This is a genomic window from Deefgea rivuli DSM 18356 (genome assembly GCF_000620145.1).
Taxonomy (GTDB): Bacteria; Pseudomonadota; Gammaproteobacteria; order Burkholderiales; family Chitinibacteraceae; genus Deefgea; species Deefgea rivuli.
In genome coordinates this window covers 163,166-187,264 of sequence record NZ_KK211083.1, presented here as the reverse complement: position 1 = coordinate 187,264, position 24,099 = coordinate 163,166, and the positions used below count along the sequence as shown (strand labels likewise).

The window sequence follows — 24,099 nt, the reverse complement described above, 5'->3', positions numbered from 1 at the left end:
TTCAAATGAGCCCTCTGTTTTTAACTACCTATATGTTGTGTAAATTTTGATTGGAATCCGTTTATGCCATTGATTGATACAAAATCCTCAGTGCGAAATACGCTTGCACTCGGTGCAGTGCTCACACTCCTCGTTGCATGCAAACCTGCAGAAGAAGCGGCCCCAGTAGATATCCGCTCAGTGAAAGTAATGACCGTGGGTGCAACCGACAGCAAGGATTTGACTGTACTTTCTGGCACTGTACAGGCGCAGAATCAAGTCAATTTGGCATTTCGCGTTGATGGCCGAATGGTGAGCCGATCTGTCAACGTAGGCGATGCAGTTAAAGCAGGGCAAGAAATCGCGCTACTCAACCCAGACAATGAGCAAAACGGCGTCAATGCCGCAGAAGCCAATTTAGAAGCCGCACGTGGACTATTAATCGAAGCGCGTGCCAATGAAAGACGTAATCGATACCTGCTTTCACAGAATTTTATCTCTCAAGCGGCTTTTGATCGCATCACACAACAAGCAAATAGCGCACAAGCACAAGTCAATGCAGCACAAGCCAATGCCAGCATCGCACGTAATCGCCTAGGCTACACTCGACTCACTGCAGATGCCGCTGGCGTAGTCACGGCTGTAGGTGCCGAACCTGGCGAAGTCGTGCAAGGTGGACGTATGGTGGTTGAAGTTGCACTGCAAGATGGCCGTGATGCAATTTTCAATATTCCAGCACAACTCAAAGATGTTGCTCCTGCTGCACCAAAAATCACAATCAGCTTAGCTACCGACCCTAGCGTTTCCGTAGAAGGTCGTGTCCGTGAAGTCTCGCCGCGCGCCGATCCAGCAACAGGCTCATTCCGTATTCGCGTCGGCTTAATCGATCCACCTGCCGCCATGCGTCTAGGCACAACGGTAACAGGACGTATGCAAATCGATGCACCAAAAGGATTTGAGATCCCGAGTACAGCACTGACACGTGGTGATGGCGCTGCTGCAGTCTGGTTAGTCGATAAAAAAACCGAACAAGTTTCCCTACGAAAAGTAGAAGTCCTTCATTCCGGAATTTCAAACGTTATTATTGGGAACGGCTTAGCCGCCGGCGATATTATCGTTACGGCTGGCGTACAAGCATTACGCCCGAATCAAAAAGTGAGCTTGCTTCGAGGTGATAAATGATCGGTCCAAATCTTTCCGAATGGTCGATTAAGCGCCGCTCTCTCGTTATATTTTTAATGATTATGGCCTTAATTGGCGGCAGTATGGCCTTTTTGGGCTTGGGCCGCGCAGAAGACCCTGCATTTACTTTTCGTACAATGATCGTTCAGGCCGCATGGCCTGGTGCCACGATCGACGATACGATACAACAAGTCACTGAGCGCCTAGAGCGTAAGCTCCAAGAAACACCTCACGTTGATACGGTGCGTAGCTTTACTACGGCAGGTGTCACCACCATTTATATCGACTTAAAAGGCTCAACACCGCCAAGCGAAGTTCGTAGCACTTGGCAGCGTGTTCGTAACAACATTGCCGATATTCGCGGAACATTACCCGCCGGAGTCGTTGGACCTGGTTTTAATGATGATTTTGGCGATACATTTGGTACGATTTATGGTTTTGTCGGCGATGGTTTTTCAAAGCGCGAACTACGTGACTTTGCCGAAGATGCTAGATCACGTCTTTTACACGTCCCCGACGTTTCAAAAATTGAAGTTCTTGGCGCGCAGAATGAGCAAATCGTTATTGAGCTATCGACCGAGCGTTTGGCTGGCCTTGGCTTAGACTACAACTCGATTGCGCGAGCACTGCAGTCACAAAACGTGGTTCGCCCTTCCGGCGTTATACACGGCGACAATGAGCGAATCTCATTACGAGTTTCAGGCTCTTTTGACTCAGAAAAAGACATCGAAGCCATCAACTTTGCCGTTGGTGATCGAATGATTCGTTTAGGCGACATTGCCAAAGTTCACCGCACTTTTGTTAATCCACCGCAACCGATGTTTCGAGTGAATGGCCAACCCGCCATTGGTTTGGCAATTGCGATGCGAGACTCAGGTGACATCCTCGCACTTGGTGAAAATCTAAAAAAAGAAATGGCTGAAATTCGCGCCAAGCTTCCTGTCGGCGTTGAACCCGTACTCGTCTCCGATCAAGCTGTGACGGTGGATGTGGCAATTAACGATTTCACCACCTCATTGTGGCAAGCCATTCTGATTATTATTGCCGCTAGTTTTGTTAGTCTGGGTGCAAGACCAGGTACGGTTGTTGCGCTAGCCATTCCGCTCACTTTGGCGATTGTTTTTGTGATCATGCAGATTTACGGCATTGATCTACAGAGGATTTCACTCGGTGCATTGATTATCGCGCTGACCTTGCTCGTTGATGATGCGATGACCACCGTCGACGCAATGATTCGCAGGCTTGGGCTTGGCGATTCAAAAGAAGACGCAGCAACCTTCGCCTACAAAACATTGGCCGCGCCGATGCTGATCGGTACTTTAGTCACGATTGCGGGGTTTATCCCTATCGGCTTTGCTGCAAGCTCTGCCGGTGAATATACCTTCTCTATTTTTGCTGTAGTCGGTATCGCATTGATTGTTTCATGGCTTGTGGCAGTTATTTTTGCGCCACTGATTGGTATCGCCTTACTAAAAGCACCAAAAGTCGACCCCGATCAAAAACCAAGCGCAATGCTCAAACATTACAGCCGCTTGCTCAACGGTGCAATGCGCGCAAAATGGCTGACTATTTCACTCACCATTGGTGCATTTTTCCTGGCTTTATTTGCAGTGCAATTTGTACCAAATCAGTTTTTCCCCTCATCAGATCGCCCTGAAATCCTCGTAGACATCACGCTGCCCCAAAGTGCGTCTATTTTTGCGAGTGAAAATGTATCAGAGCGCTTAGACAAAGTACTCAAAGGTGATCCTGATGTTGATCATTGGAGTGCCTATGTTGGTCGTGGCGCGATTCGCTTTTATCTCCCTCTCAACGTACATTTGCCAGATCCGTTTGTAGGGCAATTTGTAGTAGTCGCCAAAGACTTTGAAGCACGCCTTCGCCTACAAACCAAGCTTGAGAAAATCCTTGCTAAAGAATTCCCAGATGTAGTCGCAAGGGTTGGGCCACTAGAGCTTGGCCCGCCAGTGGGTTGGCCATTGCAATACCGAATTAGCGGTGAAGACACCAATGAAGTTCGCCGTATTGCTCAAGAAGTCGCGCAGTTGGTCGGGGACAACAAACAAGCGCGTCACGTTAACTTTGACTGGTTTGAACCTGCCCGTCAGTTACGCCTGCATGTCGACCAAGACCAAGCAAGGCAACTTGGTGTTAGCTCCAGCTCACTCGCGGCAGCGCTTAATGCCGCAGTCTCGGGTTCAACGGTAACCCAAGTTCGGGATGGAATTTATCTCATCGATGTGGTGGCTAGAGCCAATGATGACCAACGTTTGTCATTTTCAACACTACGCACCTTACAGGTTCCACTACCTAATGGACGAAACGTTCCACTCAGTCAATTTGCGACCTTCAAAGAGGTGCAAGAACTTCCACGCATTGGTCGACGTGATCGCGTACCAACGCTGACTGTAATGGCTGACGTTATGCCTGGCGTATTGCCTGATGCCGTAGTGACCGTACTCGAACCAAAGATCGAAAAACTCAATGCCAGCCTAGCTAAAGGCTACAAAATCGAAATCGGTGGTGTAGCAGAAGAAAGTGCCGCATCACAAGCTTCAGTCTTGGCAGTCGTACCGGTTATGTTTGCGATTATGCTGGCCGTACTCATGTTCCAATTGGTCAGCTTCCGTCGCTTGGCGATGGTGATTGCGCTATTGCCTTTGGGATTAGTCGGCGTCGTTGCAGCACTGCTCTTATCCGGGCGTCCACTTGGCTTTGTGGCGATTCTGGGGATTTTGGCGCTATTTGGCATGATTGCTAAAAATGCGGTGATCTTGATTGATCAGATTGAAAGTGATCGAAAAGAAGGCAAAGAGATCTGGGATGCCGTCGTGACGGCAAGTACTTCGCGCTTGCGCCCGATGTCGCTCACCGCTATTTCAACCATTTTAGGTTTGATTCCGATTGCACCAACAGTATTTTGGGGGCCTATGGCATTCGCCATTATGGGGGGCTTGCTCGTTGCAACCTTGCTTACCTTAGTCTTCCTACCAACGCTCTATGTCACCGTATTTGGTGGTACACCACCTGTGCAGGCAGAAGAAACAGAAGAGATCGTGACAGAATGAGGTCTAGGCTAAACACCGGCGTGATTCGCTGTGGTTTATTCTTGGCGCTGTGGATCGCATTAATGGGAATAGGCTGGACAGATTTGATTGTCGGCCTATTCACAGCACTCGCCGCAACTTGGGCGAGCTTGCTACTAATGCCACCCACATCACAGCAAATGAAACTGAGCCAACTGTGCTTATTCCTACCGCATTTTCTCTGGCAATCGGTACTGTCTGGCTGGGACGTGGCTCGCAGAGCGCTCGATCCACAATTACCGCTACGCACCGGAATCATCCAATATCCGATCAATTATCCACCGGGATTCCTACGCAATACCTTCGCCAGCATCACCAGTCTGTTACCTGGCTCAGTGCCTTGCGGTGAAAGTGCCGGTGCACTGGAATACCACACTCTAGACACCGAGCAGCCTGTGGCCGAGCAACTCAGAGCAGAGCAACAAGCGTTGGCAAGCGTATTGGTATTGAAGGACGCAGATGAATGAATTCCTAATGGGCGCAGCTTGCTTGGTGCTGCTCTTTACCGCACTCAGTTTATTGCGTCTTTTACGTCGCCCCAGTGATCTTGATCGTATCCTATCGGCGCAACTCATTGGCACGGGCGGCGTAGCGATTTTATTGCTCATTGGCGCGGCCAGTGATGAACCCGCAGCCATTGATGTTGCACTCACTTTTGCCTTACTCGCAGCGCTGGCAGCCATTGCTTTTGTTAAGGCGGCCGCATCCAGTGAGAAGCCTTCAGAGGACAAAGAATGAATTTACTGCTTAACATCTTCACAGTGACATTCATTTCAGTCGGTTTATTCTTCTTTTTTGCTGGAACAATCGGTTTTTTGCGATTTCCAGATGCCTTAACTCGATTGCACGCCTTAACTAAGGCCGATAATTTAGGATTAGGCTTAATTATCATCGGCCTACTACCCCGAGTTTCTAGCCCCTTAATCGCGCTTAAATTAATTGCAGTTTGGCTACTCATTTTGTTAATGGGTGCCGTAGTGTCGCAGCTGATTGCACGCTTATCACGCCGTTCTGGAGATTAAAGATCGTCATGGAAATGCTTTTTGATGGCAGTCTTTTTATCTTAATCTTGGCCTTAGCCCTCTGGGTCGTTGCAGTTCGCGACACATTCTCAGCTGTGATTGGCTATGCCATTTATGGCCTTTTGCTATCTCTGGTTTGGGTGCGACTCCATGCGATTGATGCCGCTTTGACTGAAGCGGCCATCGGCGGTGGTTTATCCGGTATTTTGCTGATTAGCGCGGCAGTACGTTTACGCCCAACCGAGGCGGCAGCGCAAGCACGCTATCCTCGCTTATCGATTCGCATTGGAGCTGCACTACTGTGCGCCACGCTGACTGCAGCATTAGTGGCTGTGATCTTGTCTCTACCGGAAACACCAAACAGCTTAGCCCCCCAAGTCCTCGAGCAAATGCCAAGCACCGGCCTTGGCAATCCTGTTACTGCCGTTTTACTGGCATTCCGCTCTGCCGATACCTTATTAGAAGCCATCGTGCTGATGTTGGCGCTCATTGCCGTTTGGTCGCTCACGCCCAATCATCTGTGGGGTAATCGACCTGGCCAGCAAACGAAGAGCGATCCAAATGGCATACTGACGTATTTAGCGCGCTTGCTACCACCAATTGGCATCGTAATCGCTGTGTACATTCTTTGGGTTGGCGCTGATTTACCCGGCGGTAAATTCCAAGCCGGTACGCTACTAGCAGCAATGGCTTTACTACTGCTAATGGCTGGGCTGATCAAACTACCTCCAACTAGCCAACGCTGGCTACGGCTAGCCTTACTCACAGGTACGGCTGTGTTTTTGATTATTGGCTTCGCTGGTATACCACTAACGGGGGCTTTCCTCGCCTATCCGGAAGGCTTTGCAAAGCCCTTAATCATCATTATTGAGTTTGCATCAATGGTATCGATTGCGGTGACCTTGGCTTTATTGGTCGCAGGAATTGCTGAACAGGAAGAGCAAACATGAGTACTACAACCTTATTTGGCGTATGCGGTGCCATCCTGTTTGGCCTTGGTTTGTACGGTTTTATCGTTAACCCGCAACCACTACGAAAAATTCTGGCGTTCAACCTAATCGGTAGCGGAATTTTTCTTTTATTCGGTGTTGTCGCGCGGCGTGGTGCGGCGGCCGGAATGGCCGTTGATCCTGTGCCCCATGCACTGGTCATTACCGGCATCGTCGTTGCCTTCTCTGCCACAGCGCTAGCCGTCGCTTTGCTACTGCGCCTCTACGCCAGCACCGGTCAGGCCACACTGGACGCACTTGAACCCAAACAGCCCTCCTCACCACCAGAGTCATAATGCTAAATTATTTGCCCGAAGCCAGCTCCTCTGGAAACTTGCTGCTTGTTTTCGCTTTAACGCTGCCCTTTATTGGCATGATGCTCGCCTTCGCAATCGGTGGTAAACAAGCCCAGCGAATCGCTATTGGCTCTATTTTGATCGGAGTAGGCCTAAATACAGGGATTGTTTACACGCTGATTCAATCCGGACAAGCCTTAAGCTATCAACTCGGTGCTTGGGCGCCACCGCTAGGCATCGCGCTGCATGTCGACGGCTTATCCGCCGCAATGTTACTCATCACTGCAATCATCCTTTTCGCCGTCTCCATCTTCGCTAGTGCCGACTTTCAAACCCCAATCGAGCAAGCCGAAGCACGTGCACCTTTGATGTTTTGGACTTTGCTGCTTGGGGTTTGGGGAGCACTCAATCTCTTATTTCTCGCCAGTGATTTATTCACTCTCTATGTGGCGCTCGAATTACTCACCTTTGCAGGCGTGCCTTTGGTTTGCCTCGACGGTAAAGCTGAAACACTACAAGCCGCTTTGCGTTATCTACTATTCGCACTCCTTGGCTCGGTGCTGTATTTACTCGGCGCGGTGATTTTATACGGCGCTTACGGCACTTTAGATATTGCATTACTCGCTCAAGCGATACGCCCAGAACCCGCCGCGTTTGCCGCAGCAGCCTTAATGACCGTCGGTTTGCTGGCCAAAACCGCTTTATTTCCACTGCATTTATGGCTGCCACCCGCACATGCCGGTGCGCCTGCCGGTGCAAGCGCCGTGCTTTCGGCGCTAGTCGTCAAAGGCTCGTTCTTCTTACTGCTCAGGCTCTGGCTGGATGTGATGCCCAATATCATCACCCCTGCGGCTGGGCAATTGCTGGCAGGTTTAGGCGCGAGCGCGATTATCATCGGCAATATCGTCGCACTGCGCCAAACGAGACTCAAACTCTTAATTGCGTATTCCACTGTCGCGCAAATTGGTTACTTATTTTTAATGTTTCCGCTGGCTGCGGGTTTGACTGCAATGCATCTACCGTCTGCTGCCGCAGAAATAGGCGGCATGCTGCAAGTGATTTCACACGCTACGGCGAAAGCGGCAATGTTTATGGCGGCGGGCTTGATTTACACGACGCTGGGGCATGATCGCATCGCCGATCTACGCGGCGTAGGGCGGCAATTACCCATGACGATGCTGGCTTTTGCACTCGCCGGAGCGTCTTTAATTGGCTTGCCACCAACAGGCGGCTTCTTAGCCAAATGGTTGCTGCTCACTGCTGCGCTGACCACGGGTCAATGGTGGTGGGGTGCGGTAATGCTCATCGGTGGGCTGCTCACGAGTACCTATGTGTTTATCGTGCTGGCAAAAGCCATGCTGTTCACTGAAGCGCCGCTCGCGCCAAAAATCGCCGTGCCACGTTACCGTGAAGCCGCCGTGCTCGCTTTGGCTTCTATCGCATTTTTACTTGGGCTGGCGGCATTTTCGCCTGTTGATATCCTACAAATTGGTCGCCCTTTCACTATGGTGCAACCATGACCCTCGCTACGTTTTTAATCGCTCTCACCATTGGCTTACCACTGGCCTTACTACTAGCCTGCACGCTGCGTAGTGTCAGGGAAAATATGTTGAGGCTCTTGCCTTATGCCGCCCTCCCCGCCTTATTGGCGGCGCTATTTTCCATTAATGCACCGGCTTTAGTACTGGGTAATGCACGAATCCCCATCGCTTTTGCGCTTGATGTGCCGGGTGCAATTTTACTCGGTGCTGCGGCGATTTTATGGATTGCAGCTGGCTTTTACGCGATTACAGAAATGCGCGGCCGCGTCGATGCAGGACGTTTTTCGGTGTGCTGGCTAATGACGCTGACAGGCTGCATGGGCGTCTATTTAGCCGCTGATATGGTGAGCTTTTATGGTTTATTGGCGCTGCTGAGTGTTGGTGCCAGCACGCTGGTGATGCTCGACGGCACGCCTCGTTCACAAAATGCCGCGATGATTTACCTAGGCATTGCTTTATTTGCCGAGACCTTCTTGCTGCTGGCTTTTGTATTGCTGGCTTCAATCACGCCAGACAATAGCTTATGGATTAGCGATGCCGCGCTGGCATTGGCTGATTCCTCTTGGCGCAACATCATCCTCGCGCTGCTCTTTATCGGTTTCGGCATCAAGGCAGGTTTAGTGCCAACGCACTTTTTTATGCCCAAAGCCTATACCGTGGCGATGATTCCGGTGGCGGCCGTCGTCAGTGGCGCGGTGATTAAAGCCAGCATCTTAGGATTAATCCGCTTTTTGCCACAAATTGCATTACCCGATTGGGGAATGGCAATGGCGGCAATTGGTTTATTTGGCGCGCTCTATGGCGTCGTCATCGGGCTGACACAACGCAATCCAAAAACAATACTGGCCTATTCCAGCGTCAGCCAAATGGGTTTTATCATTGCCATTATCGGCATGGGCATTATGGTGGCAGATGAAAGCTCTCGCTTGGCGGCAGCATTTTATGCGGCTCGCCATGTACTCGCCAAAGGTGGCCTATTTCTCGCAGTTGGCGTCATTGCGGCCACCAGTTTACGACGCTATTGGCTGGTTTTTACGCCGGTGATTTTAATCGCGCTCAGTATTGCCGGCCTGCCGTTCACTGGCGGCGCACTCGCCAAATCGGTGACCAAAGACATCATGGGCGATGGCTTGGCCTATACCGTGGCGACAATGTCTTCCGTTGCGACGACGCTCTTAATGCTGCATTTCCTGCGCACGCTCACAACTACTTTCCTACCCGAATCAGCAGCCATAGCGCCGCGTGGTAAATCATTGCCTTGGTTGGTACTGGCTTTAGCTTCTTTAGTGATTCCCGTCGCAATTTATTGTTTTGCCCCTTCACAAAATATTGCCGATGCCTTTAAACCCTATGCGATCTGGTCAGCGCTATGGCCGATTTTATTGGGTGCCTTGCTGGCGCTGGGATTATCTCGAATCAAAATACGCGTGCCAGAAATTACGCCGGGTGATATCGGCAGCGCCATGCTTAATGTGCTGGCACGCCCTGCACAGGGCATTAGCACTGCATTCGTCAAAATGGATGCCGCCTTGGGGCGCTGGCCGCTGGCCACAATCACCTTACTGAGTTTGCTACTACTATTTGGCGTCGCCATCACCCTAATTGGCCGCATCTGACAGCGAATCGACACGAGAAAACAACGATGAGTAACACAGAAACAATCGAACTCTGCATTAATAGTATTGAGCAATTATTTAATAGTTTGGATCCTGCTCCTTTTCGCGAACGCGAATTAGATCGCAATGCAGAGCGTTACATCCTAAGCGCCAGTCAGAAAATGCCATCGCAATCAAACATTGAACTGTTAATTTATTTACCGCCGAATCAAATCGCACAAACGCAAAACCAACCGCTTGAGTTAGCAATCCGGCATCATTTCCAATTACGTGCCCAAGAGCAAGTCGGCGACATTGAGGAATTGCGCCGCCTCGGCCATAAAGGCCTGTTATTCGGCTTTATGATTATGCTGTTGTGTACCTTGCTGAGCATTACCTTGATGAATTCATTTCCATCTTCGGGCTTCATTGGCACACTGGAACAAAGCCTGATTATTTTTGGCTGGGTCGCGCTCTGGCGGCCGATTGAGATTTTGCTTTACGACCGCTGGCCCCTAGTTCGTCGGCATAAATTACTACAAAAACTTTGCAATTTAAACATAACGATCAAAGCAACAGTCAGCAATCCGGCATCCTCTACGCGCGCCTAAGGCGCCATTGATTTGCCACTATTTCCACAGTCAATTTAGCGTTACAACCAATGGATATCACAATGAAACCCGTTCAACACTCAATCGGCCTGCGGATGATTCTTGTCGCAGCAGCTGGTTTAAGCGGCAACGCCGCGTTAGCCGATGCAAATTGCCGTAGCATAAGCGACAGCGCACAGCGACTAGCCTGCTACGATCTAGCCAGCGGCTTTAGCGCACCAAGCAACACCGCAACCGAGCCCGTTCAAGCCGCAACCACCACCGCTAGCACTACGCCAACAGAGACGATGGCGACAAGCACTGCGCCCGCAAGCAGCACCAGCAGTAATTCAGACTCCATCATCGATGCCGCATGGGGCTTTAATCCGGCCTCGGATCGTTATAGCCTTGGTATGTATCACTCTAACTATCTACTACTAGGTCGCTACTCGGACAATCCAAATGATGCACCGTATCAAGTGCTGCACGCTGATAAAACGGTCGACTTAGACAAAGTCGAAGCCAAATTTCAGCTCAGTTTTAAAGGTCGACTCTGGACTACCGATGACCGCCGTTGGGGTATCTGGGGCGCGTACACGCAAAATAATCATTGGCAAGTCTACAACGAAGAAGAATCTCGTCCTTTCCGCGAAACCAATTACATGCCAGAGCTAATCGTTAGCTTCCGTCCCGATGTGGACTTAGGCGCAGGATTTAAATGGCGACTACTCAATGCGGGCTACACGCATCAATCCAATGGCCGCACTGAAACCATTTCGCGCAGTTGGGATCGACTCTTTGCTGAGGTGGGGATCGACAATGGTAACTTCGCTATCTACGGTAAAGCCTGGTATCGCATCCCAGAAAGCGATGACGTCGATGAAAATGCAACCATCCTCGACTACTACGGCCACGGCCAGCTCAATGCGGTTTACCGCTGGAAAGGTCATAGCTTTACTGGCCTAGCGCGTGGCAATTTGAAAACAGGCAAAGGCTCGCTGCAAGTCGGCTGGTACTCGCCACCTGTCATCGGCCCGCTACGCGCCTATGTGCAAGGCTTCACTGGCTATGGCGAGACCTTGATTGATTACAACTGGCGCCAAAATACCATCGGCGCAGGCTTTGCATTGAACGATGGGTTCTAAATATTCAAGATATTCAGCCGTGAAAACGGCCGTATGATTGATTGGCTTCGCGATTTAATACTAAATCGCGAAGCCATTTCTACAAAGATAGCATCAATAGGTATATCAATACAGCGCTTTATTAATCAAGCCTAGATCAATATACCCATCATCAAACCGCAAGTGCATAAATAAAGAACTCTCGGTTCCCATCGCCACCCGCAATCGGGCTGGCAAAATAACTCATCACCTCAAAACCCGCTGCCATTGCAGCAATACGGATTTTTTCTTCGACCTGCGGATACAAACTCTCATCGCGTACAATGCCACCTTTACCCAAAGCCTGCGGCCCTAGCTCAAATTGCGGCTTCACCAAAAACAAGAGTCGTCCGCCAACAGGTAAAACTGAACGCAATGCGGGCAAAACCAAAGTCAAAGAAATAAACGAAATATCGCCGACCAACACATCAATTGGCGCATCCAGCGCAGGCGCAATCATGTCCAAGGTCAAATGCCGCGCGTTGATGCCCTCAAATTGCGTCACCCGTGAATCAGCCAACAAGCGTGGATGCAATTGATCATGACCCACTTCAACACCTACGACGCGGCGCGCGCCTGACTGCAATAGGCAATCGGTAAATCCTCCCGTCGAAATCCCGACATCGAGCACCAACATGCCAGTAACGTCCAACTCAGCCGCTGCCAAAGCACCCGCGAGCTTCAAACCACCACGCGACACATAACGATCTAGCTCATCAGGAATTACGCTGATCTCCGAAGCCGGTGCCACTTTGGCCGCGACTTTGCTGATCGCTTGACCATCGACCAACACCCGCCCCGCCAAAATCATCGTCTGCGCGGCGGTACGCGAACTGGCCAAACCGAGTTCAACCAGCCAAAGATCTGCACGCATGCGCTTTATCCCTGAAAAATAACCATTAAAAAAAGACGCCCTCTCAACAGAGAGGGCGATCTAGATCGTTAAAATTGAAAATAGCGCGGCAGTCTAAAAAAGCGAACAAAACCAGCGCCATTTCAAATCAAATGAAGGACTCATCCGGCCCCAAATAGCGCCACTGCCCGCGCGGCAAATCGCCGAGCATAATGCGGCCCACGCGAATCCGTTGCAGGCCGACCACTTCCAAGCCGACCATTTCACACATGCGGCGGATTTGACGTTTTTTACCTTCGCGCAAAATAAAGCGCAGTTGATCGGTATTTTGCCACCAAACACGCGCGGGTTTCAGGCGTGCGCCGTCGAGTTCCAGACCGTGATTGAGCAAACGCAGCCCATCCGATTTCAGATGCCCCTGTACGCGTACCAGATATTCTTTTTCAACTTGCGAATTTTCGCCAATCAGCGTTTTGGCGACCACGCCGTCTTGCGTCAGCACTAAAAGCCCAACCGAATCAATATCCAAGCGACCCGCAGGCGCAAGGCCTTGGTAATGCACGGGCGAAAACGGAATCCCGCTGGTGTCGCCCACCCAATGATTTTCTGGCTTGAACAACACTACCGCAGGCTCGTAACCATCTTCGGCTTGACCCGAAACATAGCCGACAGGCTTATTAATAATGATCGTTGCGCGACCTGCTTGCACTTGCATTGCAAATTTGTGCAGCTCGATATTTTGACTAGGTAATACTTTGGTACCCAGCACGTCGATGACTTGGCCATCGACCAAAACCCAGCCACGGGAAATATATTCATCGGCCTCGCGACGCGAGCACAGGCCGAGTTCAGCCATGCGTTTGGATAAGCGAAGAGGTTCTTCCATGGTTTTTTCTACATTTAAGGCCGACAATGCAACATTTTACTGTTTTAATCGTCTAGGCATAAGACCTATTCATCACATCGAGACAAAAGCATGGAATATTACTTCGGAATTAAGCATTTACACTTAAGCTTAGTCGCCCTTTCTGGCGTGCTTTTTTTGTTACGCGGCATCTTGATGCTCAAGCAATCAGCGGCATTGCAAATGAAAACACTCAAAATTGCGCCGCATATTGTCGACACCTGTTTACTCATTGCGGGCGTGAGTTTGGCGGTATTAAGTGGCTTAAAACCCAGCGAAACGCCGTGGATTATGGCCAAATTGATTGCGCTGGTGGTGTACATTGCACTAGGGACGATTGCAATTAAACGCGGTAAAACCTACCCAATCCGCGCCACGGCTTTTGTTGCCGCGCTCTGTACGTTTGGCTATATGATTGCCGTAGCGATAACAAAAAGCCCAATCCCTTGGGCATAATGAACAATTGAACAGAGCCTCTTTCGAGGCTCATTCAATGACATTCAGCATGTGATACATCGCGGGCGCGTTAAAACGCCCATACTAAATTTTCAAGATTTCACTCGCTGCTTCCCAATGCCCCGACTTACCGCCGATTTTTTCCATCAGGCGAATATCGGTCATCACCATGCCTTTATCGACGGCTTTGCACATATCGTAAATCGTTAATAGGCCGATATTGACTGCGGTAAGCGCTTCCATTTCGATGCCGGTTTTACCCTGAGTTTCGCACGTCACAATACAGCGCACCGTTGATTTCACGCGGTCAATCGTAAAGTCGACACTCACTTTGGTCAGCGGCAAAGGATGGCATAGCGGGATTAAATCGCTAGTTTTTTTCGCGGCCATAATCGCAGCAATCCGCGCCACGCCCAGCACATCACCCTTTTTATTATTGCCGTCTTCAATCAATTTGAGCGTATCAGACAACATCCGAATCTCGCCCTGCGCCGTCGCAATGCGATGCGTATCGGCTTTTTGCCCAACATCCACCATATGCGCTTCACCCGCACTATTAAAATGCGTCAGACCACCGGCAACGGGGATCGCCTCAACACCGGACAATCGCGCCGCCAAGCCCGCTAAATCATCGCTGGTATTCAAATTAGGGAAGCTACCATCGGCAAACGTCACTTGCACCGCGTTGATACTGGCCAGCCAATCGAGCATTTTGAGTCGATTACTGGATAAATGCTCCAGCAAAGACGGCATCGCGCTGCGGCGTAGCAGGCAAATCGTCGGATGAATTCGCCCATCTGCCGTTTTGGCGACTGCGGCATCGGCACTGGAATTGGCCAAAGCGCCGCGCAATTGCAGCAATAAATCATGCGGCACAAAAGGCAAATCGCAAGGCAGCACCAAGAGCATTTCAGCAGGCGACGCCAAAAACGCCGAATGAATTCCCGCCAATGGGCCAGGATTGCTCGGATACACATCGCGCAACACCGCATAACCGTAGCGGGCATAATCGGGCAAATTGCGGTTGGCCGAAATAATAATATGATCCACCGGCACCGATTGGCGCTGCACGCCCTCCAAGCACCACTCGACCAAAGGCCGGCCCGATAACTCGACCAAGCCCTTATCGCGCCCGTCCATTCTGCGGCCTTCACCGCCCGCCAGAATCACCGCATCAACAATCATCAATCCACTCCATCTGCTTGCCAACGCGTCTTAATCTGCGCGCCGACGTGCATCACGTCATTCCCAACGTTGCCTAGCCGCTTGATCCGATTCGCGGGCATCCAGCCAAACACTCTGGCTTGAAGTTCGCTCCTTCTTCCAAAACGGCGCCTCAGTCTTTAAGTAATCCATGATATACGCATTTGCTGCGTATGCAGCATGCCGATGCGCGCTAGCGGTCAAAACTAATACAATTTGTTCGGCGGGATGCAAAGGGCCAACGCGGTGAATCAGCGTCACCGCATCCAACGGCCAGCGCGTGCGCGCATCTTGCACAATCTGCAGCAAAGCCCGCTCAGTCATTTTGGGATAATGCTCTAATTCGAGTGCGATCAATTCGGGCTCTGGATTCAAATCACGCACCCGCCCAACAAACATCACCACCGCACCGATTGCCGGATTACCCACTAAACGCGCATATTCTAGCGCGACATCAAAGTCATCCGTTTGAACCTGAATCAAGTCCATTGCCACATCCTCAGCTTTTACCAATTGCTTATGCGCCACCACCTTAACCGCCAGTCACTGGCGGAAAAATCGCGACTTCAGCGTTATCTGGAATCACATCGCTAAGCTGCGCCATGTCTTGATTAATCGCCACGCGAAACACTTTACCCGCAGCCAACTCCTCCGCCCACACGCCACCGCGCGCGACGAGCAACGCAATCAAATCGGCGACTGTTGCAGGTGTGGCTGTGATCACTTCCTCGGCAACGCCGAACAGTTCTTTTAATCGTGCAAAATAGACCACTGAAATCATTGTTTATCCTTAAAGCTAATAAGCATCAACACAGCTTAAAAAACATTCATTTAGATCGTCATACCGGCGAAAGCCGGTATCCAGAGCGAAGGTAAAATCTCCATTGCAGCTGGATTCCGGCCTTCGCCGGAATGACAAATTGATGATTTCTTGTGTAAATAACTTTATACATACCGTACTTAAAGCAGAGCCGATAAAGGCAAATACGACACCACATCACCCACCGCAACTGTGTCGCCCGCCGCCAAGTCGACCAAACCATCGCTCCACACCATAGACATCAACAAGCCTGAGCCTTGGCGCGGAAATAGCTCAACTTGCCCTGCACTATTGAGCCGAACGCGCAAGAATTCACGGCGATCTCCGGCTTTTTTCCAGTCAAATGCAGCAATCAACGGCAAACGCACAGGTTCAAGCGCTGCGACACCTTGTCGCGCCAACAAGAACGGCCGCACCAACATCAGAAAAGTCACAAAGCTCGACACCGGATTACCCGGCAAACCAATAAAATCCGCCTCGCCGATCCGACCATGCGCGAATGGTTTGCCCGGCTTCATGGCGATTTTCCATAAATTCAGAATACCTAGGTATTCAACCGCAACCCTTACATGATCTTCTTCGCCGACCGATACCCCACCCGACGTCATCACCACATCATGTTCGGCGGCGGCTTTTTCTAATAGCGCAATCGTTGCCTCTTTATCATCCGCCACAATGCCAAAATCAGTTACGATGCAGCCCAAACTTTGCAGCAAAGTATGGATCGCATAACGATTCGAGTTATAAATCTGCCCCGCGCTCAAAGCCGACCCCGGCTCGACCAGCTCGTCGCCGGTACTGAGCAGCGCCACTTTGAGTGGTCGCACCACGCTCAATGTCGGCATGCCGATTGATGCCGCCAAACCGATTTCAGCCGCGCCCAAGCGCGTTCCCTTCGCGAGCACCACAGCTTGTGCCGCGATGTCTTCACCGGCACGGCGGATATTCGCGCCCGCACAAATAAAATCGCGCCGCAGGCGCTGCTCATCCCCCTCGCCCCCTGCGGGAGAGGGTAAGGGGTGAGGGGGATTCACCATAACACGCCCCTCCACCACGCTGCACACCTCCTGCATTGCCACCGCATTTGCGCCAGCCGGAATTGGCGCGCCAGTAAAAATCCTTGCCGCTTCACCCGCAGCCAAACTTGTACCCACCTCGCCCGCCGCAATCCGCTGGCTAATGATGAAATCCGTCGGTGGCGCGGCAAAATCAGCGATATGCAGCGCGTAACCATCCATCGCGCTGTTATCAAAACCGGGAACATCAATCGGCGCGATCACATCGGCAGCCAACACCCGACCGTTAGCGGAGAGCAGCGGCACGGTTTCAACATCAGTAATTCGGCGTGCGGCAGCCAACAGATGAGCCAGCGCGGTATCAAAATCAAGCATGCGAGCCTTACAAAAAAATGAAGTCAATAAAATCAAAACCGAAGTCCACGAAAGGCACGAAAAACACGAACAAAGGCAATAAAAATCAGGCTAGAAATAAGCTTCCGAAATGCCAAGCTCAACAAAACCGTCATCCCCGAATGCTTTTATCGGGGATCCAGCAACGCCGCTGGATTCCCGCCTTCGCGGGAATGACGCCAATATTGGGAAGTTAATATGCACCAAATCCTATACGCCAAACTCGTCGCCGAATAAGAAAATTTTCGTACCTTTCGTGTTTTTCGTGTTTTTCGTGTTTTTCGTGTTTTTCGTGGACTACGGTTTTTTAGCAAAAAAATCATAAACAAACCGCGCCAGCGCTGGCACATCATTTAGATCCAGAAAGGGTATTGCTTGCTGAGCCATGCTATCTGTAGCTATGGCGATAATACTGGCATCATCTGGATACAACAGCGGCTTACCATTCGCTGCGCGCCAGATTTCAATCTTAGGAATTTCTGCCGATTTAAAGCCTTCCAGCAAGGTCAAATCCGCCGGTGCCAGCCGCGCAATCTGCTCTGCCAGCGTAGGCTCCGCCGCGCCGCGCAATTCATGCACAATCGCATAGCGAAACGGAGAAACCACCATCACCTCGCCTGCACCCGCAGCGCGAAACCGAGCACTATCTTTACGCGGCGGCTCTAGCTCCAAATCGTGGTGCGAATGCTTAATCACATTCACCCGCCAACCAAGTTTATTTAACTCAGGGAGTAATGCTTCGATGAGGGTGGTTTTACCGGACCCGGAATAGCCGGTGATGGCGAGGATGTGAGTCATTTTTAATTTAAATTATTTTATATCTGTTTTATTCAAACTTATTAATCATATGCCCTATGCATCTTTGGAATCGCATTCAGAACAAAAATCTTCAATTTTATAGCCACTACAAGTTACACACGGAGCCATTTCAACGACAACACCCTATAATGAATTCGCACATTTATGGCAAACACATACACCGCCTTTTAATTCCTCATCATAATATAAAGATCCTATACCGCAATCAGGACAAGTTTCATACTCCCATGGCTCTTTATCCCGTACTTCATATCCACATGAAGTACAATAACAATGAGTAGGGAAACTTTCACCATCATACAAAATAAAGAAACTAAATTTCCCGCATTTTGCACAACAACCTGTAGTAAATTCATCTTTCATTTTTGAGTGAAGAAACTTCCTCTCAAATGACGAAATTCTTTCGCACACAACTTCGAAATCAAGGCGATTAGTTTCTAAACCATTTTTTCTATTCTCGATCACAATAGAAAATGCAGGCTTCATCAATAGGAAATATAGTCTCAACAATTTTTCCATTAAATCAGATAGATTTATCTGAATGGCAAAATGCTGAATTTTGTTTCTTTCTTTGGCAACAGATTTCAAGGTGGTAATACTAGAATTTGAAAAGCAATTTGGATGATATTTCCTTAACTCCTCACAAACTCCAGAAGTATCAATAGAACGGCAATTATATAGTTCTTCGATCTCTGGCCTCAAAGGTGACTTGCAATACTTAAACAAAGAGTTTTTGTCAAAGATTATTATTGGATCTACAATAACTAGTGTCTCTTTTAATAGAAGCTCAGCACCTTGAAACAAACACAAAAGAGCATGTTTGTAAGCACTTGCGTTCCCATCAACGCCTGCTTTTGTCAAATACTCCATACCAAGTTCAATTGAATCTAGTGCATTCTCTATAAGCGTAAACTTTATCACTACAAATCCTTGAAAAATAATCTGATTCCGCATTAAGGATTGTAAAATCTGACTCGAATGCAAAATCTAAAATACTAATTTAATTTATATACTAACGCATCGTCAGCGACTCTGCTCCGCAGAACTTACTAGCTCATCAAGGAAATTAAGTTGTCGACCCCGCATCTGCCTCCGGCTACGCCGGATTCTGGCCTAAGGCCATGGGCTGCGCTACGGACAATCGGCAAGGCGGCGGGGTTTAACAAAACAGACCCCGCCGAAACCCCCTTGCCGCTTGTTCCCCGAAAATGGGATCCCGCGTCGCTAAGCGGGGAAAAACATCCCGCTAAGCTTTGGCGTCACCTCGCTCGGCGCGATGCAAGGGATCTCGCGTAGCTCAACGACGTTTCAAATAAAGTCGATGTATTGCCTTATAAGTATTAGAAACAAAGGGCTACAATCAAATACATTAACATCGTAGGACTAATCAGCCAAAAGCGTAAGCCGCCAATTTGAGTCCGATATCAACAAGCAAAATCCACGCGGGTTGATAAAACTAACCCGCCCTACACAACAATAAACAGCACGATGTTCAATCAGAACAAACATCGTCGATCTACGCAAAATCCCCCGTATTTCGCCGAGTGAGGAACAAGCGGGGCGGGGTTTTTGCGATCAATGTTTGAGCGAGGCCGATGCTTTTGTCTTTGAGGCCGAACGAGTTTTGAGCGCAACCGCCTCGATTGTCCACAGCGAGGGCATCGGCGCGTAGCGACGACGAAATACTGGGGCGGCCTTCTTTTGCTTACTTTTCTTGGCCGTTCAAGAAAAGTAAGTGCCGCGCGGCATTAGCGCGACCCCGCATCATCAAATCACTACTGATTAAACACTTATCAATTTTGAGTCGGATAACGCCTTCGGCTCATCCGACCTACGCACAACTCAACCGGTGCAATGCGCTTTGCTTATTGCACCCTACGTACCTGAATCACCATCGCCACTGGATTCCGGCCTTCGCCGGAATGACGAGGACGCCAATACCTAGCCACCCGTCTGCGACATAAACCGAATAATCTTGCCCGGTTGCTCTTTAAATTCGTGCCTTTCGGGTTTCAGCTCAATCGCTTCTTTCAACGCGGCAAGGATTTCAGAATCCGAAGCCCCTCCTCGCAATAAAGGCGCAAATTCGAATTTTTCTTCTTGGCCGAGACACATATACAAAGTGCCATCAACGGCCAAGCGCACGCGGTTGCACGTTGCGCAGAAATGCTGCGAAATTGGCGTAATAAAGCCAACTCGGCCGCTGCCATCCGCCGTTTGCCAATAGCGCGCTGGGCCGCCGCCAAGTTCGAGCACTTCGGGGATCAGGCCAAATTGCTGCACCAATTGCTCGCGCACCGGATTTAAATCGAGATACTGCGTATTGCGGCCGGTATCGCCCATCGGCATCGCTTCGATCAGGCGCAAGATAAAGTCATTTTCGAGGCAGAAGGCGACCATACGGTTGATTTCGTGCTCGTTCACGCCGCGCATGGCGACCATATTCAGTTTAATCGGTGCAAATCCTGCGGCTTTACCGGCCATAATGCCAGCCATAATCGCGTCAAAACTATCGCGGCCGGTGATGGTGGTGATACAGCCTTTATCCAGCGAATCGAGGCTAACATTGATACGTTTTACGCCAGCGGCTTTGAGCGCAGGCGCGTGCTTAACCAGCTGCGTGGCATTGGTCGATAAGGAAAGGTCTTCAATACCGGGCAGAGCGGCCAAACGCGCTGCGAGTTCGGGCAGGTTTTTGCGCAATAAAGGCTCACCGCCGGTCAAACGCACGCGTGACACACCAGCTTTCGCGAAAATGCCGACTAATCGCGTCATTTCATCGAAGTTAAGCCAGTTTTTAGGTTCTTCGTAACCGTCAAAGCCTTTGGGCAGGCAATAGCTGCAACGCAAATCGCAGCGATCGGTCACCGACAGCCGCAAATAGCGAATGGCGCGGCCGTATCTATCTTCTAAAACCCGATCTGGTGGCTTAGCGGTGGAGGTGAACATGGCTTCCTTGTGCAACTACGGGCGGACGCCCAAAAACTGTTTTTAGCACTCAATTTAACGGATCTATGCAAGCTTAGTCGTACTCTACAAGCAAATCTAACAGCATCGAGGCCACATCCGACGCAATGCACTGCGCGGCTACTGGAATAAGACAGCACCTCCCACTATAAAAGAAATCCCCCTTCATGCCTGTTGCATTAAGGACTACCTCTTTTTAGTTAGCCACAGCTAGAACCAAATACCCGCCGTCGCTGTGGCTCGCACCGTATACTGACAAGCATGCTTTCAATCACCCATCTTGCCGCACAACGCGGGGATCGCCCGCTGTTTTCTGCGCTGTCGCTGACACTGCAAGCGGGTGATTGCGTGCATTTACGCGGCGAAAATGGCGTGGGTAAAACGACCTTACTTAAATTACTCGCTGGCCTCACGCAGCCGCAGCAGGGCGAAATCTGCTGGCAAGAGCAAAATATTGCGGCGCGGGGTGATGATTATTATGCGCAATTGCATTACCTCGGCCACAAAGACGCACTGAAAGCGCTGCTCAGCCCGTTTGATAATCTGCATTTGGCGGCGAAGTTAGCGGGTAATCCGCTCTCTGAAGCCGCGATTTTGAACGCATTGGCACAAGTCGGTTTGGCACGGCAATGCGATTTACCGGTGCGGAGCTTGTCGCAAGGCCAAGCCCGCCGCGCCGCGCTCGCCAGATTACTCGTGACTCCCCGCCCGCTGTGGCTGCTCGACGAGCCGTTTGTGGCGCTGGATGCCACGGCACAGGAACAGCTTGGTGGCTGGATTGCTGAACACTGCGCTAATGGGGGTATTGCCATCTTCACATCGCACCAGAAGCTTCCTGAGGCAATACATCATATTATCGAGCTGGATTTAAGTTCAAAAACATTAGTCAACGAAAGGCACGAACAACACCTAAAACAGCTGAAGGCTTCTATGGCGGAATCCAAATAATGCTTCTCCAAAACAAGCTTACTTCGCCAACTATTTATCGCACCCCAAGCATCTTTTTTAGTGGGTTTATTTTTCGTGTTTTTCGTGCCTTTCGTGGACTCTCGCTTTTGACGTTCGTGGATTTTAAATGAACGCGAGCCGTTTTTTTCTTTCCGTCATTCAGCGCGACCTACTGCTCGCGTGGCAACAGCGTGGTGATTTGCTGGTCGGCTTGGTGTTTTTTGTGCTGGTCGCCAGCCTATTCCCGCTCGCCGTCGGCCCGGAGCCGCAACTCTTGGCGCGCATCGGCCCCGGCGTGTTGTGGGTCGCGGCGATTTTGGCGAATTTACTCGCATTGCCACGGCTCTTTCACGCCGATTGGCAAGACGGCACACTCGAACAATTGCTACTCGCGCCAGCACCAGCCAGCGTCATGGTCGCCGGAAAACTCGTCGCCCACTGGCTCACCACCGGCTTGCCGCTGACGCTGATCGCGCCGCTACTCGGCATTCAATATGGGCTGGAAGCCGACGCTTTATGGATGCTGATGGCGACGCTGCTCATCGGCACACCAACACTGAGCGCGCTGGGCAGCATCGGTGCAGCGCTGACCTTGGGCGTGCGCCAAGGCGAAATGCTGCTGGCCTTGCTCGCTTTACCGCTATACGCACCCGTGCTCATTTTCGGCAGCGGCGCGGTGGCGGCGGTCAGTAGTGGATTAACGGGTTATGCCGAGCTGTCATTACTAGCGGCGATACTGTGCGGAACGCTATTTTTAGCGCCGTGGTTGGCGGCGATGGCGGTAAGGCTGGCGGTGGAATAGTGGGATTTTAAACATCCGCCGGATAAGATCAACAGCTTATCCGATCTAATACTAATTTTTAACATGTATTGCCATATAGCCATTGATTTTAAATGCCTACAAGGAAATACCTGTGGTTTTGTAGGGTGGGTTAGGCCGCCAGTAATGTAAATTTATGGAGCAAGGGCTATGCGGCCGTAACCCACCATTACGCTATGAATAAGAACGCCATGTGCTCATTTTGGCATTGCCATGGTGGGTACGCGGCCAATGAGCATCGGCGGTTTGTAAATGCAATGCGGTGGCCTAACCCACCCTACAACACCACGGCAGCGCACGGATTCACATATTTTCAATGGGTATAGCCACCCGAAGCGACTGTTTTTACTTTCGGAATAACGATGAAACTGAACCATGACGGCCCACGCTGGCTAAACATTTTTCACTTCGCTTCACCCCTCCAGTTTTACCCACTGGCGGGCAAACTAGTGCCGATTTTTGCCGTGCTCGCAGCGCTGCTGGCGATTGTGGGTCTATGGCTAGGCTTTGCGATTGCCCCCGCCGACGCGCAGCAAGGCGAAGGCTATCGGATTATTTTCCTGCATGTGCCAACCAGCTGGATGGCGATGTTCATTTATATCGTCATGGCGTTTTGGTCGATTATGCATTTGGTGTGGCGCACTCGGCTATCCGCAATGATGGCGCAAGCGCTCGCGCCGACGGGTGCGCTGATGGCGTTTTTATCGCTGTTCACTGGCGCGCTGTGGGGCAAGCCGATGTGGGGCACTTGGTGGGTGTGGGATGCGCGGCTGACGTCGATGTTGCTGCTGTTTTTCCTCTATCTGGGCTTTATCGCGCTAACGCGCAGCATCGACGAGCCCGATCGTGCCGACAAAGCGGGTTCGGTGTTGGCGATTGTGGGTGTGTTTAATGTGCCGGTGATTTATTTCTCGGTGAAATGGTGGAATACGCTGCATCAAGGCGCGTCGATTTCGATGGAAAAAGGCAGCACCATGGTCGCGACGATGTTGATTGCGATGCTGTTGATGTCGCTGGCGGCGTGGATGTACAGCATCGCGACTGCGCTATCCCGCGTTCGCACGCTGATTTTGCTGCGCGAGGGCCGTACCCGCTGGGTGCAGGAATTGATTGCAGGAGGAAAAGCATAATGGCTTGGCAATCGTGGAATGAATTTTTCGCCATGGGTGGCTATGGCGTATATGTCTGGGGCTCTTTTTGGATCTGCGCTGCGGGGCTATGCCTAGAGTGGGTATTAATAAAGCAGCATAGAAAAAATGTATTAAAGCAATTACGCCGTATGGCTTTGGCTGAAAGCCAAGATGGATAAGCATCTAATGGTTTTCAGTTCTGCACCTCGTGATAGCACAACTATCGGACACCAATAAAACATTCATTTAAATCGTCATACCGGCATAGGCCGGTATCCAGAGCGAAGGTAAAACCAGCCTTGCAGCTGGATTCCGGCCTTCGCCGGA

Annotated in this window: 25 protein-coding genes; 16 read left to right on the top strand and 9 right to left on the bottom strand. The window is 50.6% G+C overall.

Annotation, left to right across the window (positions count from 1 at the left end; translation table 11 throughout):
- The first annotated feature begins 63 nt into the window (after positions 1-63).
- The 11 genes from Q320_RS0115825 to Q320_RS20255 all read left to right on the top strand — a co-directional run bounded on the left by Q320_RS0115825 (position 64) and on the right by Q320_RS20255 (position 11,425).
- Entirely contained in the window at positions 64-1,161 is a 1,098-nt protein-coding gene (locus tag Q320_RS0115825; protein ID WP_051534828.1) for an efflux RND transporter periplasmic adaptor subunit, read from the top strand.
- Positions 1,158-4,229 carry an efflux RND transporter permease subunit gene (locus Q320_RS0115820; RefSeq protein ID WP_027469798.1) on the top strand — a complete coding sequence of 1,024 codons (3,072 nt, stop codon included), beginning with the start codon at positions 1,158-1,160 and terminating at the stop codon, positions 4,227-4,229. Before Q320_RS0115825 ends, Q320_RS0115820 begins: the two co-directional genes overlap by 4 nt.
- Positions 4,226-4,714, top strand: coding sequence for a Na+/H+ antiporter subunit E (locus tag Q320_RS20260; RefSeq protein ID WP_084282711.1), 489 nt, complete (start codon positions 4,226-4,228; stop codon positions 4,712-4,714). The genes Q320_RS0115820 and Q320_RS20260 overlap by 4 nt, the downstream gene beginning before the upstream one ends.
- The gene (locus Q320_RS0115810; RefSeq protein WP_027469797.1) at positions 4,707-4,985 is read left to right on the top strand and encodes an MrpF/PhaF family protein; all 279 of its coding nucleotides are present in this window, start codon (positions 4,707-4,709) and stop codon (positions 4,983-4,985) included. Before Q320_RS20260 ends, Q320_RS0115810 begins: the two co-directional genes overlap by 8 nt.
- Positions 4,982-5,269: a monovalent cation/H(+) antiporter subunit G gene (locus tag Q320_RS0115805; protein WP_027469796.1), complete on the top strand. Its 288-nt coding sequence runs from the start codon at positions 4,982-4,984 to the stop codon at positions 5,267-5,269. Before Q320_RS0115810 ends, Q320_RS0115805 begins: the two co-directional genes overlap by 4 nt.
- Positions 5,270-5,277: 8 nt before the next feature.
- Complete coding sequence (locus tag Q320_RS0115800) at positions 5,278-6,219, top strand: hydrogenase subunit MbhD domain-containing protein (RefSeq protein ID WP_051534826.1); 942 nt, start codon at positions 5,278-5,280, stop codon at positions 6,217-6,219.
- Positions 6,216-6,554, top strand: coding sequence for an NADH-quinone oxidoreductase subunit K (locus Q320_RS0115795; protein ID WP_027469794.1), 339 nt, complete (start codon positions 6,216-6,218; stop codon positions 6,552-6,554). The genes Q320_RS0115800 and Q320_RS0115795 overlap by 4 nt, the downstream gene beginning before the upstream one ends.
- Positions 6,554-8,074, top strand: a complete 1,521-nt coding sequence (locus tag Q320_RS0115790; RefSeq protein ID WP_051534825.1) for a complex I subunit 5 family protein — start codon at positions 6,554-6,556, stop codon at positions 8,072-8,074. The genes Q320_RS0115795 and Q320_RS0115790 overlap by 1 nt, the downstream gene beginning before the upstream one ends.
- Positions 8,071-9,711, top strand: coding sequence for a complex I subunit 5 family protein (locus tag Q320_RS0115785; protein ID WP_027469792.1), 1,641 nt, complete (start codon positions 8,071-8,073; stop codon positions 9,709-9,711). Before Q320_RS0115790 ends, Q320_RS0115785 begins: the two co-directional genes overlap by 4 nt.
- A 26-nt stretch (positions 9,712-9,737) precedes the next feature.
- A complete protein-coding gene (locus Q320_RS0115780) occupies positions 9,738-10,301 on the top strand; it encodes a hypothetical protein (protein ID WP_027469791.1) in 564 nt (187 codons plus the stop codon).
- A gap of 62 nt (positions 10,302-10,363) precedes the next feature.
- Positions 10,364-11,425 (top strand): phospholipase A, encoded by a 1,062-nt coding sequence (locus Q320_RS20255; RefSeq protein WP_051534824.1) that lies wholly within the window; start codon positions 10,364-10,366, stop codon positions 11,423-11,425.
- Between the two features lie 151 nt (positions 11,426-11,576).
- Here Q320_RS20255 and Q320_RS0115770 read toward each other — a convergent pair whose 3' ends face one another.
- Together Q320_RS0115770 and Q320_RS0115765 are read right to left on the bottom strand one after the other, a co-directional pair.
- The gene (locus Q320_RS0115770) at positions 11,577-12,317 is read right to left on the bottom strand and encodes a TlyA family RNA methyltransferase (RefSeq protein ID WP_027469790.1); all 741 of its coding nucleotides are present in this window, start codon (positions 12,315-12,317) and stop codon (positions 11,577-11,579) included.
- A 127-nt stretch (positions 12,318-12,444) separates the two neighbouring features.
- Positions 12,445-13,182, bottom strand: coding sequence for a pseudouridine synthase (locus Q320_RS0115765; RefSeq protein ID WP_035854013.1), 738 nt, complete (start codon positions 13,180-13,182; stop codon positions 12,445-12,447).
- Positions 13,183-13,272: 90 nt separating this feature from the next.
- Between Q320_RS0115765 and Q320_RS0115760 the strand changes: the two genes are divergently transcribed.
- Positions 13,273-13,656 (top strand): SirB2 family protein, encoded by a 384-nt coding sequence (locus Q320_RS0115760; protein ID WP_027469788.1) that lies wholly within the window; start codon positions 13,273-13,275, stop codon positions 13,654-13,656.
- 84 nt (positions 13,657-13,740) lie between these two features.
- Here Q320_RS0115760 and moaC read toward each other — a convergent pair whose 3' ends face one another.
- The 7 genes from moaC to moaA form a co-directional block, all read right to left on the bottom strand.
- Positions 13,741-14,841: a cyclic pyranopterin monophosphate synthase MoaC gene (gene moaC / locus Q320_RS22285; RefSeq protein WP_084282706.1), complete on the bottom strand. Its 1,101-nt coding sequence runs from the start codon at positions 14,839-14,841 to the stop codon at positions 13,741-13,743.
- A 57-nt stretch (positions 14,842-14,898) separates the two neighbouring features.
- On the bottom strand, positions 14,899-15,348 hold the full coding sequence (gene moaE / locus Q320_RS0115750) for a molybdopterin synthase catalytic subunit MoaE (protein WP_027469786.1): 450 nt from the start codon (positions 15,346-15,348) through the stop codon (positions 14,899-14,901).
- A 43-nt stretch (positions 15,349-15,391) separates the two neighbouring features.
- Positions 15,392-15,640: a MoaD/ThiS family protein gene (locus Q320_RS0115745; protein WP_027469785.1), complete on the bottom strand. Its 249-nt coding sequence runs from the start codon at positions 15,638-15,640 to the stop codon at positions 15,392-15,394.
- Positions 15,641-15,819: 179 nt separating this feature from the next.
- A complete protein-coding gene (locus Q320_RS0115740; protein WP_027469784.1) occupies positions 15,820-17,070 on the bottom strand; it encodes a molybdopterin molybdotransferase MoeA in 1,251 nt (416 codons plus the stop codon).
- 315 nt (positions 17,071-17,385) lie between these two features.
- Positions 17,386-17,886 carry a molybdopterin-guanine dinucleotide biosynthesis protein B gene (gene mobB, locus Q320_RS0115735; RefSeq protein ID WP_027469783.1) on the bottom strand — a complete coding sequence of 167 codons (501 nt, stop codon included), beginning with the start codon at positions 17,884-17,886 and terminating at the stop codon, positions 17,386-17,388.
- Between the two features lie 144 nt (positions 17,887-18,030).
- A complete protein-coding gene (locus Q320_RS0115730) occupies positions 18,031-18,828 on the bottom strand; it encodes a hypothetical protein (RefSeq protein WP_156939092.1) in 798 nt (265 codons plus the stop codon).
- A gap of 1,020 nt (positions 18,829-19,848) precedes the next feature.
- Entirely contained in the window at positions 19,849-20,856 is a 1,008-nt protein-coding gene (gene moaA, locus Q320_RS0115725; protein ID WP_027469781.1) for a GTP 3',8-cyclase MoaA, read from the bottom strand.
- Positions 20,857-21,135: 279 nt separating this feature from the next.
- Between moaA and ccmA the strand changes: the two genes are divergently transcribed.
- From ccmA to ccmD, 4 genes are all read left to right on the top strand, one after another.
- Entirely contained in the window at positions 21,136-21,822 is a 687-nt protein-coding gene (ccmA, locus tag Q320_RS20250; protein WP_084282703.1) for a cytochrome c biogenesis heme-transporting ATPase CcmA, read from the top strand.
- 127 nt (positions 21,823-21,949) lie between these two features.
- Positions 21,950-22,624: a heme exporter protein CcmB gene (gene ccmB, locus Q320_RS0115715; protein ID WP_027469780.1), complete on the top strand. Its 675-nt coding sequence runs from the start codon at positions 21,950-21,952 to the stop codon at positions 22,622-22,624.
- Positions 22,625-23,004: 380 nt separating this feature from the next.
- Positions 23,005-23,772: a heme ABC transporter permease CcmC gene (gene ccmC, locus Q320_RS0115710; protein ID WP_035854010.1), complete on the top strand. Its 768-nt coding sequence runs from the start codon at positions 23,005-23,007 to the stop codon at positions 23,770-23,772.
- The gene (gene ccmD / locus Q320_RS0115705) at positions 23,772-23,951 is read left to right on the top strand and encodes a heme exporter protein CcmD (RefSeq protein WP_027469778.1); all 180 of its coding nucleotides are present in this window, start codon (positions 23,772-23,774) and stop codon (positions 23,949-23,951) included. The genes ccmC and ccmD overlap by 1 nt, the downstream gene beginning before the upstream one ends.
- The last annotated feature ends 148 nt before the right edge of the window (positions 23,952-24,099 follow it).